Here is a 13,564-nt window from a genome sequence, read left to right on the forward strand (position 1 = left end):
CGATTCAGGGCCACAACCAAACAATTGCGCTGATGTTGCCCTCGTGCGGGCCGCGCAACCAATCAGATGTCGGAGGCGAGCTCCTCGTCGGCGGAGTCCTCGTCGGCCACGTCTGGCTCGTCGTCGCTGTCGTCGTAGTGGAGGTACTTGATGCCCTCGTCGACGTCGCCGTCGTAGCCGACCTTGCCGGACTCGAGGACGATGACGCGGTCGCACATGCGGCGCACGGAGGCGGCGGCGTGGGTGACGTAGAACATGGTGATGCCGCTCTCGCGGATCTCCTCCATGCGCTTCATGCACTTCTTCTTGAACGGCCGGTCGCCCACGGCCAGGACCTCGTCGGCGACGAAGATGTCGCAGTCGACGTGGACGGCGACGGAGAAGCCGAGTCGAGCGAACATCCCGGAGGAGTAGTTGCCGACCGGGGTGTCCATGAAGCGCCCCACGTCGGCGAAGGCGGCGATGTCGTCGAACTTCGCCTCGGTCTCCTCCTTCGACATGCCGAGGATCGCGGCGTTCATGAAGATGTTCTCGCGCCCGGTGAGCTGCTGGTGGAAGCCGGCACCGGTGGCGATCAGCCCGGAGATGCGGCCACGGGTCAGCACCTGCCCGGCGTCCGGCTTCATCACGCCGCTGATCAGCTTGAGCAGCGTGCTCTTGCCGGACCCGTTGAGGCCCATCAGCGCGATCGACTGACCCTGGGGCACCTTGAACGAGACGTCCTCGAGCGCGAGGAACGTGTCCTTGACCTTCTGCTTGCGCAGCTTGGCGAGCGCGATCTTCTTCAACGTGCGCTGGTACTGGAGCGCGAACTCCTTCGACACCCCGTCGACGACGATCGAGGTGAGCGGCTCGGCGGGCGGGGGCGCAGCCGGCGACACGGGGTGGTCGAGGGTGGTCATATCAGGAGCTCCGGGACCCGTGCCTCCAGCCGCGAGAAGACCCACTGCGCGAAGGCCAGGAGGACGACGCAGACGCCCAGCATGATGAAACCGCGCTGCCAGAGGTCGGGCGGGAACGACTTGGAGTAGGGCTCGCTGGTCGTCGTCGTCCACCAGAAGCCCCGCTGGATCAGCAGCACGGCCTCGGCGAGCGGGTTGGCCATGACCAGGTCGTGCGGCCAACCGGTGCCGAACCGCTCGGTGATCATCGAGTAGGGGTACATCATCGGGACGGTGAAGGGCAGCACGTTGAGGAACGTCTGGACGATCCGCCCGAAGTCGCGCAGCAGCACGTTGAAGACCGAGAACATCAGTCCGAGCGAGGTGCTGAAGAGCAGCACGATGGTGAAGCCGAGCAGGGCGGCGCCCATGCCGACCAGGTCGGGGTCCCAGGTGCGGGTCCAGAGGCAGGCGATGGTGAGGATGATCATCTGCGGGATCGTGTGGTAGAGCGACACCAGCATCGACGCGAAGGGGAACAGCTCGCGCGGCATCGCCATCTTCTGCACGACGCCCTTGTTGGTCAGCAGCGACTTGGTCCCGGAGTTGACCGTCTCGGTGAAGTAGTGGACCAGCACCATGCCGGCGAAGAGGTGGATCGCGAAGTTCTGGATGTTGCCGCGGGCGAGCAGGATCCCGAACACGAAGTAGAAGGTGAAGAACCGCACCGTCGGGTTGATGTAGCTCCACGCCAGGCCGAACAGCGATCGTGCATAGCGGGCCTGGATCTCGCGCCGGACCATGAGCCTGAGCAGGTAGCGCCGACGGAACGCCTCGAGCAGCCCGCTCGTCGCCGAGGGCGGCGTCAGGGCGGTGTGCTCCAGGTCGTGCCGGACGGAGACCTTGTCGGCCATGGCCTTGAGGCTCACGCGTCCCGCTCGCCCTCGACGTACGGCGCGAACGTGCGCTCCCAGGCTTCGGGTGAGGTGATCTCCGGCAACGCCTCGCGGTACTCGCGCGCCAGCCGCGGCCACTCACGGCGGTAGCGCTCGTGGATCTCGATCGTCTTGCGCAGCAGCTCGCGGTACTTCGCGGGATCGCGTTGGTAGAACGCCGCGGAGGTGCCGTCGTTCATCGAGACGATCGCCGAGTCGTACGACGCCAGCCGGTACCACTTCGCGTCCAGGGCCGTGAGCTCGGCCTCGGGGAACTCCTGTGACAGCTCACGCGGCGCCTTGAGCTGCCGGATCGGTGCCAGTCCCGCGGTGAGCAGCTGCGAGAACCGGCCCGGGATCTCGACGGCGTCGCGGCCCTTGCGCGGCGGCTTCTTGCGGCGCACCGGCGGGAAGGCGTCGCGGTCCTTCTCCAGCTGGGCGTCGGTGAAGGTCTTGCGGAACGCGTTGATCTCGCCCAGCTTGGTCGACAGCTCACCGTGCAGCGCGCGCGGGCCGGCCAGCACGTCGAGCATGGCCTGGTGGCGCAGCTCGGCGGTGGAGTACTGCAGCGACACCATGTGCTTGATCTGGTGGTTGAGGCTCTCGCGGATCAGCCGACCGCCCTTGGGGTAGGGCGAGTGCAGCAGTGCGGCGATCAACCGGTTGCGGTGGTGGAAGTAGGCCTGCCAGTCCAGGGCGTCGTTCTTGTCGGTCCACGGGATGTGCCACACGGCCGCACCTGGGAAGGTCACCGTCGGGAAGCCCGCCGCCTTCGCGCGCAGGCCGAGCTCCATGTCGTCCCACTTGATGAAGATCGGCAACGACAGCCCGACCTCGTCGAGCACCACTCGCGGGATGAGGCACATGAACCAGCCGTTGAAGTCGACGTCGACGCGCTTGTGCAGCCACCGCGCCGAGCGGATGTTGCGCGCCGCGAGGTCCCAGTCGCTGTAGCCGTCCAGCGGTGTCTGCCACCAGAACCGCCACGGCTGCACGATCTCGCCGAAGCTGTGCAGGCGCGAGCGTGAGTAGAGGCTGAACATGTGGCCGCCGACGATGGTCGGCCGCTTGGAGAGATCCCCGAAGGTGACGGCACGGATGATGCCCTCGGGCTCGCAGACGACGTCGTCGTCCATCATCATCGCGTAGGTCGCGGTGCCCTTGCGGAGCGACTCGAGCTGGCCGCGCGCATAGCCGCCCGACCCGCCGAGGTTGCCCTGCACGAGGACGCGCAGCTGGTCGCCCAGCGATTTCTCGGCTGCCGGGAAGTACTCCGAGCCGGACACCGGCTTGGTGCCCTGCTCCATCAGGAAGACTGTGTCGAGGTAGGGCCGCAGCGCCTCGTCGTCAGCGAGCTGACCGAGCAGCTGGGCACACATGTCGGGGCGGTTCATCGTGGTGATCGCGATGTCGGTCGTGCCGTGGAGCGCCCGCTCCTCGGGCACCTCGGCGGTCCACTCGGCGGACTCGACGACCGCGTCCTCGTCACCGGCGACGACGTCGTACCAGTACCAGCCGCCGTCGACGAAGGGCGTGAGCGTCAGCTCGAAGGAGAAGGTGCCCTTGCCGTCGCCGCCCACGGTGGCCGAGTCGACCCGCTGGCTGCGGCCGTTGGCCATGGACTTGTAGACGGTCAGGCCCGCGCCCGAACCGGTCAGCCGCACCGTCAGCGTGACGGCGTCCACGATCGTCCACCGGCGCCAGTACGACGCCGGGAACCCGTTGAAGTAGGTCCCGAACGACAGCTTCTGGCCGACCGGCACCCGCAGCGCCGTGCGGGACTCGATCTGGTCGGGGTGGATCGAACGGCCCGTCGAGGTCGACTGGCGGATGGCGGCGTTGTTGAGGTCCTTGGCCGCGCGGTCGCCACCGATGTCGTAGCGGTCGGCGTCGAGCCGCGCCTCCTCCGCATCGACGTAGAGGGCGAAGACGTCGGTGTCCTTGTCGATCGGCAGGATCTGCCGTTGCAGCAGTCGAGTGACGGTCATTCGTCGACGCCTCCAGATGTCAGCTCGGCACCCTCGGCGAAGTGCGGTCGCAGCTTGTTGTCGAACATCGACAGCGCCGACCCGATGGCCATGTGCATGTCGAGATACTTGTAGGTGCCGAGGCGGCCGCCGAACAGCACCAGCGGTTCAGCCTTGGCCAGCTCACGATATTTGAGCAGCTTCGCGCGGTCCTCGGCGGTGTTGATCGGGTAGTAGGGCTCGTCGCCCTCCTCCGCGAAGCGGGAGTACTCCCGCACGATCAGCGTCTTGCCCGGCGCGTAGGACGAGGCCCGCTCGGGGTGCAGGTGCTTGAACTCGAGGATGCGGGTGTAGGGCACGTCCTCGTCGTTGTAGTTGACGACACCGGTGCCCTGGAAGTCGTCGACGTCGACGATCTCCTGCTCGAGGTCGACGGTGCGCCACGAGAGGCGACCCTCGGAGTTGTCGAAGTACTCGTCGACCGGGCCGGTGTAGACGATCGGGACCTTGCCGACGTAGTGCTCGCGGACGTCGAAGAAGTCGGTGTCGACGCGGACCTCGATGTTCGGGTGGTCGGCCATCCGCTCGAGCCACGCGGTGTAGCCGTCGGTGGGCAGCCCCTCGTAGGTGTCGTTGAAGTAGCGGTTGTCGAAGGTGTAGCGGACCGGCAGCCGGCTGATGATGTCCGGGCTCAGCTCCTTGGGGTCGGTCTGCCACTGCTTGGCCGTGTAACCCTTCACGAAGGCCTCGTAGAGAGGCCGCCCGATCAGGGAGATGCCCTTCTCCTCGAGGTTCTGCGCCTGGTCGGTGTCGATCTCGCCGGCCTGCTCGGCGATGAGGGCGCGCGCCTCCTCGGGGGTGTGGCTCTTCCCGAAGAAGGAGTTGATGAGGCCGAGGTTCATCGGCAGCGGGTAGACCTGGCCTTGGTACTTGCCGAACACGCGGTGCTGGTAGCCGGTGAAGGTCGTGAAGCGGTTGACGTACTCCCACACCCGCTTGTTGGAGGTGTGGAAGAGGTGCGTGCCGTACTTGTGCACCTCGATGCCGGTCTCGGGGTCCTTCTCGCTGTAGGCGTTGCCACCCAGGTGGTAGCGCCGCTCGAGCACCAGCACCTTCAGGCCGAGCTCGCTCGCGCAGCGCTCGGCGATGGTGAGGCCGAAGAAGCCTGACCCGACGACCAGCAGGTCGGGGAGGTCGTCGGCGGGGGCGGCATCAGGACTGGACACGACGAGTCAGTCTACGGATCCTCGGTCTGCGCAGCCCATTTCACGCGCCCGGAGAGCCGGAGGGTGGCGCGGCTCACGCCTCCACGGGTACGGCGCCGGCCAGCCGCGCCAGCACGGCCACGCTGCGCTCGACGTCCTCGTCGGTGGTCGACCAGTTGCTGACCGAGATCCGCAGGACGGCGCGCCCCTGCCACTGCGAGCCTGACATCCAGGCGGTGCCGTCCTCGAGCACCAGGCGGACCACCTCACGGGTGCGCTCGTCGGAGCCGAAGGAGACACACACCTGCGTGTAGTCGACGTCGTTCAGCACGTCCACGGTCTCGAGCGCGGCGAGCCGATCTCCGAACGTCCGAGCGTGCCGCGCCAGCCGCTCGACCATCTCGGCGACGCCGGATCGGCCCAAGGACCTCAGCACGGCCCAGACGGGCAGCGCCCGCGCGCGGCGGGAGAGCTCGGGGGTGTGCTCGAAGGGGTCGCCCTTCTCGGCGTCCTGGATCAGGTAGTGCCCGTGCATGCCCATCGCCGCCTTCATCGCCATCGGGTCGCGGACGATGGCGATGCCGCAGTCGTAGGGCACGTTCAGGGTCTTGTGCGCGTCGGTGGCCCACGAGTCCGCGGCCGCCATCCCGGCCGTCAGGTGCCGCAGGCGGTCGGTGGCTGCGGCGAAGAGACCGAAGGCACCGTCGACGTGCACCCAGGCGTCGTGGTCGTGGGCGACCCGGATCGCGTCGGTGAACGGGTCGAACGCGCCGGAGTGGACGTTGCCGGCCTGGAGCGCCACGATCGTGGGCCCGTTCCCGCCGGCGAGCGCGGCCGCCAGCGCGTCCGGGCGGATCCGGCCCTGGTCGTCGACCGCGACGGCCTCAGGCGTGCCGAGCCCGAGGTAGCGCAGCACCAGGTCGACGGAGTCGTGCCGCTCCTCCCCCACCAGGACCCGGACCCGCGGCGCGCCGTGGAGGCCGTCGTGGGGGTTCCAGCCCACGCGTCGCAGCACCTCGTCCCGCGCGGCGGCGAGGCAGGTGAAGTTGGCCATCGTCGCCCCGGTCACGTAGCCGACCGCTGCGGCCGGCGGGAGCTCGAGCAGGTCCAGGAGCCAGGCCGAGGTCACGTCCTCCACGGCCGAGTGGGCGGGCGTCACCATCCGGAGCCCCGCGTTCTGGTCCCACGCGCTGACGAGCCAGTCGGCCGCGAGCGCGGCCGGGTGGGTCCCGCCGATGACGAAGCCGAAGAACCGGCCGGCGGGCATCGCGGTGAGGCCTCGCTCGCTCGCCTGGGCGAGGAGGTCCACCACGTCGACCGGGTCGCTCGGGCCCGTGGGCAGCTCCTTGCCGAGCAGGGCGGCCACCTCGTCGTGGCCGGCCCGGGGCGGCACCGGCCGCGTGTCCAGGGAGTCGAGCCAGGCCAGTGCGTGCTCGTGGGCACGGGTCAGAGCGGCATCGCGCGCATCCATGTGACCACCCTCACCCCGGGAGTGCGAGCCGCGCCAGACGCCGGATCAGGTGGGCTGGACCGGCTCCCGTGAGGGCGTGGCGCGCATCCCACGGGCGTCCCGGATGGCCTTGAGGACGTTGCGCGCCTCGCTCCGACCTCCGCGCAGGGGGCTGAGCAGCGTGACTCCGGCGGCGATGAGGTAGGGCTTCGCCCGCACCAGGGGGTTCTCGCCGTAGCGGAAGTGCACCGCGAAGAGGTTGCGGTACATGTAGTAGCCCTTCCACGAGTCCAGCGCGTGCTGCTGGTCGAACTCCAGCTGCCGCACCAGCACGGCGTCGCGGACCGCCCAGATGCGGAAGCCGGCCTTGCGGGCCCGGATCGCGAAGTCGGCGTCGTCGTAGAAGATGAAGAAGGACTCGTCGGGCAGCCCGATCGCCGCGATCACCTCGCGGCGCACCAGGAAGCCCTCGAACGCGATGTTCTCGATCTCCACCAGCGGCGGCATGGACGCGCGCGTGGCGTACGTCGAGTCGACGCTCGCCGTCTTCGGCCGCACCGCCAGGGGGTTGCGCAGGTCGAAGCGCACGGCCGACTTCTCGACCAGCCGGCCCGCGAGGTTCTCCCGGGCGGCGAGGAGGCAGGCCTCGTCGTACCCCAGCAGCACGGTCAGGCAGTCCGGAGCAGGCACGACGTCGTCGTCCATCAGCCAGATGCGGTCGAAGCCGGCGTCGTACGCCGCCTTCATCCCTGCGTGGAAGCCGCCGGCGCCACCGAGGTTCTCGGGCATCCGCATCGAGACCAGGCCGAAGTTGGTGGCCTGGTCGAGCACGTCGGAGGTGTGGTCGGTGCTGGCGTTGTCGACGACGTAGATCGCATCCGGCCGGGTCTCCAGGGCGGTCAGGCCGGCCAGCATCCGCTCGAGCAGGTCGGCGCGGTTGTAGGTGACCACGACGACCGCCACCGACTCCGTGGCCATCACGAGAGGTACCGCTGATGTCCTGTGAAGTCGCCCCGCAGACCCGCCCACATCGCCCGCGCCGAGAGCCGCAGCCGGGCAGCGCTCGGCCGGGTGAAGGAGTAGAACCACAGGGTCTTGGCCACGAACGCGAGCGCGTGCGGCGTCCCGCGGTAGTCGCGCAGGTTGACCAGGTTGTTGCGGGCCATGCAGTAGTGCTTGAGGTCGCTCGGGCTGTGGTTGTACGTCGTCAGGCCGCGCATCATCGGCGTGCCGAGGTCGTCGGTGGCCGGGTGGCGCACGTGCGCGTCGACCACCGTCGCGCAGCGGGCTCCTGCCTCGCGGGCCCGCCAGAGGTACTCGACGTCGTCGCCCCAGATGAAGAAGTCCTCCTTGGGCAGACCGATCCGGTCGACGAGCTCCTTGGTGACGAGCACGCCGTTGAAGGGGATCACCACGTCACGGATCAACCCGTCGGTGGCGGCCGCCTCGACCGCAGCGAGGTCGTGGACGACCTTGGACGAGCCTGGGAGCCGGATCGGGAACACCAGCTTGCTGGGGTCGTCCTCGGAGACGACCGCCGGACCCCAGAAGTCGAGGTCGGCGCGCAGCAGCAGCTTGCCGAGGCAGTCGGGGTCGGGGAGCCCGTCGTCGTCCATCAGCCAGACCAGGTCGGCCCCCCGGTCGATCGCCCAGGCCAGGCCGTCGTGGAAGCCACCCGCCCCGCCCCGGTTGGTCGGCAGCGTGCGGTGCCGCACGCGTGGCGCGCCGGAGACACCCGACCGGCGCCCGCCCAGACCCGTCCGCTCGGCGACCTCCTCGACCAGCGTGGACGCCAGCCAGTCGCCCGTGCCGTCGCGCGACGCGTTGTCGATGACGAGCACCTCGTCGACGCGCGGCACCTGGACCAGCCGCTCCACCAGCCGCCGGACCATGGCCAGCCGGTTGTAGGTGACGACGACCGCGATGATGCGCTGGTCGCCGTCGGGAGTCACCCGTCAAGCCTATGGGTCAGCAGGACGCGGCGAGGTCCTCGGCCTGGTTGGCGGCGTACCCGTCGCTGAGCGAGCCGACCGAGCCGCCGGTGACCGGCGCCGGGCCCTTCTGCTTCTTCGGCTTCGGCGCGGGGGCGGCCGTCGAGGTGTCCCCGGAGTCGGCAGCCGGAGCGGCTTGCGCCCGGTCGGACTCCGGTGTGCCGCCCTCGGCGCGGGTGATCGCGTCGGCGATCATCTGTCGCACCAGCGCGATGTCGGGGTTGCTCGTGATGATCGTCGGCGGCACCAGGGAGACGGTGGAGATCTTCTGCGACTTGGCCTCGAGGGCCAACGCCATGAAGCGGTCGACCTCCCTGGCCGGCACGTTGGTGGAGACCATCTCCGAGGACGCCGACGCGATGGCCTGGAAGTTCGTCAGCGCCGTCTGCGGGGAGATCTGACGCAGCATGGCGCTCATCACGCACTTCTGGCGCGCCATCCGCGAGTAGTCGTCGGAACCCTCGCGGGCACGCGCGAACCACAAGGTGTCGTGACCGTCGAGGGTGCGCACGCCGGGCTCGATGTAGCCGGTCACGTCCGAGCCGAGGCCGCCGACCGGGATCCGGGAGCGGACGTTGAGCTCGACGCCGCCGACGGCGTCGACGAGCTCGCGGAAGCCTTCGAGGTTGACCATCGCCCAGTAGTTGATACGCAGGTCGGTGATGCCCTCGATCGCCTGGATCGTGGCCTCGACCCCGGCGCGTTCGGGGTGCTTGAAGAGCTCGGGCCGGTCGGTCGCCCACGTGCTCACCGCGTTGAGGTAGCAGGTGTCGCAGGTCCAGCCGTCGGGGAACTGCCGGTCCATCACGGAGCCCTGACGGAAGGGGAAGTTCGACAGGTTGCGGGGCAGGCTGACCAGCACTGTCCGCCCGGTCTCGGCGTCGATGCTCGCGATGGTCATCGAGTCGGGTCGCAGGCCGGTGCGCCCGGCACCCGCGTCGCCGCCCAGCAGCAGCACGTTGAAGCGGCCGGCGTGCGCGTCGGTGACCTCGCCGTTGCCGAACATCGTGAGCATGAAGTCGCGCTGCACCCCGACCAGGTGCGCGCCGAAGAGCAGCACCGCCGCGGTGGTCAGGCTGAGGAAGCCATTGATCCCCACGATGGCCAGCCGGTGGTTCTGCTGCAGCTCGAGCGGCTGGCCGAGCCGCCACGCGTCCATGAACAGCAGCACCCACCCGATCGCGGAGGCCATCAGCGCGAGCCGCAGGACCAGGAGCAGGATCGTGTTCGACACGAGGTAGAAGGCCGCTCCGTGCCACACGGCGCTGAGCAGGAGGGTGAGCAGACCGGTCGACAGGACGGCCATCCAGGTCCACAGGGCGATCCGGCCCACCCGCTTGTTGCCCGCGAGCAGCTGGGCGGACCCAGGGACCAGCAACGTCATCACCATCAGCGCGACAGCGCGTCGGAAACGGACGCGCGTGGCGCGCTCCTTGACGGTCTGGTGCATCGGGGAAGGCACCCATCTGGTTTCGGAGAAGCTGGGGAAGAAGTAGCCCGCCCAGTATCACCAGTCACACCCGTCACATCGACGCACGACGCGCCGGGACCGGTGACACGGCTAGGTGCCTGGCCCCGGCCGGTAGCGTCGGGCGCATGAAGAACCGACCTCGGGGGTCCTCTCGAGGAGGGGACGGCCCTGAAGAGGGCACCCCCGAGTACGACTGGCTCTACGGTCAGGGCGGACACGGCGGCTCGTCAGGCACGGACGACCAGACGCGCGTGATCCCCAGCGCCGGGTCCGGGCGTCCCGACCAGACCCGCGTGATGCCGGTCCAGCCCCGCGCGCAACCTGCCCCTGGCGGAGGTAGCGGGCGCGGCGGCAGCAACGACCCGCCGCCCTGGCGCCAGCAGACCCCCGTTCCCCCGCCGGAGCCGCGGACCCGCCGCTGGCGGCCGCGCCTGCGGTTCGGGATGGTCAAGTGGGTGCTCCTGCTGTGGCTGGTCTTCCTGGTCGCCGTGCCCCTCTGGTCGTGGTCGAAGGTGGAGAAGGTCGATGCCGAGCCCAACGGCGCCCGCCCTGACGACCAGCCCGGGACGACGTACCTCCTCGTCGGCAGCGACTCCCGCGCCGACCTCAGCGACGAGGACCGCCAGGACAACAACCTCGGCGGGGACGTCGGGCAGCGCACCGACACGATCATGTTGCTGCACACCGGGTCGGGCCCCAACCTGCTGATGTCGATCCCCCGCGACTCGCTCGTCGAGATCCCGGGCCGCGGGGTGAGGAAGGTCAACGCGGCGTACGCCTACGGCGGGCCCCAGCTCCTCGTCCGCACCCTCGAGGGCGCCACCGGCATCCGCATCGACCACTACGTCGAGATCGGGCTCGGCGGCTTCGTGAGCGTCGTCGACGCGGTCGGCGGCATCGAGATCTGCCCGACCGAGGCGATGAAGGACCCGCAGGCCAACCTCGACATCGAGAAGGGCTGCCAGGACGCCGACGGCAAGGTCGCGCTGGGGTACGCCCGCTCGCGCAAGACCTCCAGCCTGGGTGACATCGACCGGGCCAAGCACCAGCGCGAGGTCGTCTCCGCCGTGGGTGACAAGGCGGTCTCGCCGTGGTCCGTGCTGAACCCCCTGCGCTACTACCGGCTCAACACCGCGATGCCCGACTTCTTCAAGGTCAGCGAGGGCACCAACCCCTACGACATGGGCAAGTTCGCCATCGCGATGACCCGGGTGGACGGCAAGTCCGGCCTCACCTGCGGGGTGCCGATCCGCGACCTGGCGGTCAACTGGGACGAGGAGCGCTCCCAGCGGCTCTTCGACCTGATCGCCCAGGACGAGACGGCCGACGTGCCCAAGCAGCTCTGCACGCCCTCGGGGCTGCCGCCCCGCTGACCGTGGGTCACCCCCACGGATGTCCCGAACCGGCCGGCTCGCGTCGTACGTTGCCGAGATGACGCACCCACCGAGCGAGCACGAGCCGCCGATCGAGGTCGAGGGGCTGGAGGACACCGCGGAGGACCTCGACGCCGCTGACGTCGCCGACCGTGTCGACGACGATCCTGAGGAGCAGCCCAACCGGGTCGACCCGGAGTACGCCCAGGACGAGGGCGACCCGGTCTAGGTCTCGACTCGGCTCGACCACCGGTTCACCGGCGGTCCTCGATCCGCCGCGCCTTGCCGAGACTGCGCTCCAGCGAGCCCGGATCCACGACGTCGACCCGCGCGGTGACCCCGACGCGCTTCTTCACGAGCCCAGCCAGCGTCCGGCCCAGGACGTCCCGGTCCCCCGCTCCGGGACGAGCCTCGACCAGGACGGTCAGCTCGTCGAGGTTGCCCGGTCGCTCCAGCACGCAGAGGTAGTGCGGCGCGAGCCCGTCGACGGTGAGCAGCTGCTCCTCGATCTGGCTGGGGAAGACGTTGACGCCGCGCACGATCATCATGTCGTCGGTGCGGCCGGTGACCTTCCGCATCCGCCGGAAGGCGGGGTACGCCGTCCCCGGCTCGAGCGTCGTCAGGTCGCGGGTCCGGTATCGCACCACGGGCATCGCCTGCTTCGTCAGGCTGGTGAAGACCAGCTCGCCCTCCTCGCCGTCCGGCAGCACCTGCCCCGTGGTCGGGTCGATCACCTCGGGGAGGAAGTGGTCCTCCCAGACGTGCAGCCCGTCCTGGGTCTCCCCCGACTCCTGGCTGACGCCGGGGCCGATCACCTCGGACAACCCGTAGATGTCGACCGCGCGGATGCCGCTGCGCTCCTGGACCTCGCGCCGCATCTCGTCGGTCCACGGCTCCGCGCCGAAGATCCCCACCTCCAGGGACGACGCCTTCGGGTCCAGCCCCTGGCGCTCCATCTCGTCGAGGATCGAGAGGAAGTACGACGGCGTCACCATGATCACCCGAGGCCGGAAGTCGGCGATGAGCCGCACCTGACGCTCGGTCATGCCGCCGCTGACCGGCACCACGGTGCAGCCGAGACGCTCGGCGCCGTAGTGCGCGCCGAGGCCGCCCGTGAAGAGGCCGTAGCCGTAGGCGACGTGCACGAGGTCGCCTGGACGACCACCCGCGGCGCGGATCGACCTGGCCACGACCTCCGACCAGGTGTCGATGTCCGCTGCGGTGTAGCCGACCACCGTCGGCTGACCCGTCGTGCCGCTGCTGGCGTGCAGGCGCAGGACCTGGTCCCGCGGGACCGCGAACATCCCGAACGGGTAGTTGTCGCGCAGGTCCGCCTTGGTCGTCAACGGGAAGTGCGCCAGGTCCGCCAGCCGCTGCACGTCCTGCGGTCGGACGCCGGCCGCGTCGAAGGCGGCGCGATAGTGCGGCACGTGCGCGTAGGCACGGGCGAGCGTGTCGCGCAGCCGCTCGAGCTGGAGCTCTTCGAGCTGGGCTCGGGTCAGGTCGGGGATCGCTCCAGGCTCGCTTCCGGGCTGCATGCCCCACAGGGTGCCCCGCGTGCCTGGGAGCCGCCACCCCCATGTGGGGAGCAGAGATTCGTAGGGGTGAGCATGTATGCCCCCCTCACGGGTGGGGTACTTAGGTCACATGCACAGCGACTCGGACACCCCAGCCGGCCTGCGCGTGGCGCTGTCCACAGACAGCGAGCTCGTGACGCACGGCCTCGCGGCCATGCTGTCTCCCTACGCCGACCGCATCCATCTCGTCACATCCGGCTCACCCGCCGACGTGACGCTCATCGACCCCACGGTCGTCGACCTCGAGGAGGCGCTGACCCGCCACGAGCGCGGTCGGCTGGCCTTCTACGTCTGGGACGTCTCCGCAGCGCTGGTCACCCTCGCGAAGGAGCACGGCATCGGCGGCTGCCTGACCAAGCACCTGGCCGCGGACCGGCTCGTGCTCGCCATCGAGCGCATCCACGCCGGCCACGTCGTCGTCGAGCTCAGCCCGCGGCAGGAGTCCGTCACGGCGAGCCCGCTCGCCCAGTCGCCGCTCACGCCGCGCGAGGCCAGCGTGATCCGGTTGATCACCAACGGCCTGAGCAACGAGGACATCGCCTTCTACCTCAACCTCAGCATCAACTCGGTCAAGTCCTACATCCGCTCGACCTACCGCAAGATCGACGCCGGCTCGCGCGCGCAGGCCGTCGTGTGGGGCGTGCGCAACGGCTACCTGTCCGAGCCGGAGGAGACCGGCCTCAGCACGGCGAGCTGAGCGCCGTCGCCTGCCGC

Annotated in this window: 12 protein-coding genes; 3 read left to right on the forward strand and 9 right to left on the reverse strand. The window is 69.6% G+C overall.

Annotation, left to right across the window (positions count from 1 at the left end; genetic code table 11):
* Nucleotides 1–62: 62 nt before the first annotated feature.
* From ABD295_RS11890 to ABD295_RS11925, 8 genes are all read right to left on the reverse strand, one after another.
* Complete coding sequence (locus ABD295_RS11890) at nucleotides 63–902, reverse strand: ABC transporter ATP-binding protein (RefSeq protein WP_344303934.1); 840 nt, start codon at nucleotides 900–902, stop codon at nucleotides 63–65.
* Nucleotides 899–1,810, reverse strand: coding sequence for an ABC transporter permease (locus ABD295_RS11895; RefSeq protein ID WP_344303935.1), 912 nt, complete (start codon nucleotides 1,808–1,810; stop codon nucleotides 899–901). The genes ABD295_RS11890 and ABD295_RS11895 overlap by 4 nt, the downstream gene beginning before the upstream one ends.
* Complete coding sequence (locus ABD295_RS11900; protein ID WP_344303936.1) at nucleotides 1,807–3,804, reverse strand: glycosyltransferase; 1,998 nt, start codon at nucleotides 3,802–3,804, stop codon at nucleotides 1,807–1,809. Before ABD295_RS11900 ends, ABD295_RS11895 begins: the two co-directional genes overlap by 4 nt.
* Nucleotides 3,801–5,009: a UDP-galactopyranose mutase gene (glf, locus tag ABD295_RS11905; RefSeq protein ID WP_344303937.1), complete on the reverse strand. Its 1,209-nt coding sequence runs from the start codon at nucleotides 5,007–5,009 to the stop codon at nucleotides 3,801–3,803. The genes ABD295_RS11900 and glf overlap by 4 nt, the downstream gene beginning before the upstream one ends.
* A gap of 73 nt (nucleotides 5,010–5,082) precedes the next feature.
* Nucleotides 5,083–6,459 carry a pyridoxal phosphate-dependent decarboxylase family protein gene (locus tag ABD295_RS11910; protein WP_344303938.1) on the reverse strand — a complete coding sequence of 459 codons (1,377 nt, stop codon included), beginning with the start codon at nucleotides 6,457–6,459 and terminating at the stop codon, nucleotides 5,083–5,085.
* Between the two features lie 45 nt (nucleotides 6,460–6,504).
* Nucleotides 6,505–7,416 (reverse strand): glycosyltransferase family 2 protein, encoded by a 912-nt coding sequence (locus tag ABD295_RS11915; RefSeq protein WP_344303939.1) that lies wholly within the window; start codon nucleotides 7,414–7,416, stop codon nucleotides 6,505–6,507.
* Nucleotides 7,416–8,390 (reverse strand): glycosyltransferase family 2 protein, encoded by a 975-nt coding sequence (locus ABD295_RS11920; protein WP_344303940.1) that lies wholly within the window; start codon nucleotides 8,388–8,390, stop codon nucleotides 7,416–7,418. Before ABD295_RS11920 ends, ABD295_RS11915 begins: the two co-directional genes overlap by 1 nt.
* Before the next feature lie 16 nt (nucleotides 8,391–8,406).
* Nucleotides 8,407–9,879 (reverse strand): LCP family protein, encoded by a 1,473-nt coding sequence (locus ABD295_RS11925; RefSeq protein ID WP_344303941.1) that lies wholly within the window; start codon nucleotides 9,877–9,879, stop codon nucleotides 8,407–8,409.
* Between the two features lie 146 nt (nucleotides 9,880–10,025).
* On the opposite strand from ABD295_RS11925, the gene ABD295_RS11930 reads away from it, so the two are divergent.
* Nucleotides 10,026–11,273: an LCP family protein gene (locus tag ABD295_RS11930; protein ID WP_344303942.1), complete on the forward strand. Its 1,248-nt coding sequence runs from the start codon at nucleotides 10,026–10,028 to the stop codon at nucleotides 11,271–11,273.
* Nucleotides 11,274–11,331: 58 nt separating this feature from the next.
* Nucleotides 11,332–11,502 carry a hypothetical protein gene (locus tag ABD295_RS11935; protein WP_344303943.1) on the forward strand — a complete coding sequence of 57 codons (171 nt, stop codon included), beginning with the start codon at nucleotides 11,332–11,334 and terminating at the stop codon, nucleotides 11,500–11,502.
* Nucleotides 11,503–11,527: 25 nt separating this feature from the next.
* On the opposite strand, the gene paaK is transcribed toward ABD295_RS11935, so the two are convergent.
* Nucleotides 11,528–12,811, reverse strand: a complete 1,284-nt coding sequence (gene paaK, locus ABD295_RS11940) for a phenylacetate--CoA ligase PaaK (protein ID WP_344303944.1) — start codon at nucleotides 12,809–12,811, stop codon at nucleotides 11,528–11,530.
* 109 nt (nucleotides 12,812–12,920) lie between these two features.
* Here paaK and ABD295_RS11945 point away from each other — a divergent pair, with 109 nt between their 5' ends.
* Nucleotides 12,921–13,547, forward strand: a complete 627-nt coding sequence (locus tag ABD295_RS11945; RefSeq protein ID WP_344303945.1) for a helix-turn-helix transcriptional regulator — start codon at nucleotides 12,921–12,923, stop codon at nucleotides 13,545–13,547.
* Nucleotides 13,548–13,564: the final 17 nt, after the last annotated feature.

It is taken from the genome of Nocardioides bigeumensis, assembly GCF_039531755.1.
GTDB lineage: Bacteria > Actinomycetota > Actinomycetes > Propionibacteriales > Nocardioidaceae > Nocardioides > Nocardioides bigeumensis.

Bases quoted from the DNA above. Each gene is read 5' to 3' on its own strand.
- ABD295_RS11930 (WP_344303942.1), top strand. From the start codon at position 10,026: ATGAAGAACCGACCTCGGGGGTCCTCTCGAGGAGGGGACGGCCCTGAA.
- ABD295_RS11935 (WP_344303943.1), top strand. From the start codon at position 11,332: ATGACGCACCCACCGAGCGAGCACGAGCCGCCGATCGAGGTCGAGGGG.
- ABD295_RS11925 (WP_344303941.1), bottom strand. From the start codon at position 9,879: ATGCACCAGACCGTCAAGGAGCGCGCCACGCGCGTCCGTTTCCGACGC.
- ABD295_RS11890 (WP_344303934.1), bottom strand. From the start codon at position 902: ATGACCACCCTCGACCACCCCGTGTCGCCGGCTGCGCCCCCGCCCGCC.
- ABD295_RS11910 (WP_344303938.1), bottom strand. From the start codon at position 6,459: ATGGATGCGCGCGATGCCGCTCTGACCCGTGCCCACGAGCACGCACTG.
- ABD295_RS11915 (WP_344303939.1), bottom strand. From the start codon at position 7,416: ATGGCCACGGAGTCGGTGGCGGTCGTCGTGGTCACCTACAACCGCGCC.
- paaK (WP_344303944.1), bottom strand. From the start codon at position 12,811: ATGCAGCCCGGAAGCGAGCCTGGAGCGATCCCCGACCTGACCCGAGCC.
- ABD295_RS11900 (WP_344303936.1), bottom strand. From the start codon at position 3,804: ATGACCGTCACTCGACTGCTGCAACGGCAGATCCTGCCGATCGACAAG.
- ABD295_RS11945 (WP_344303945.1), top strand. From the start codon at position 12,921: ATGCACAGCGACTCGGACACCCCAGCCGGCCTGCGCGTGGCGCTGTCC.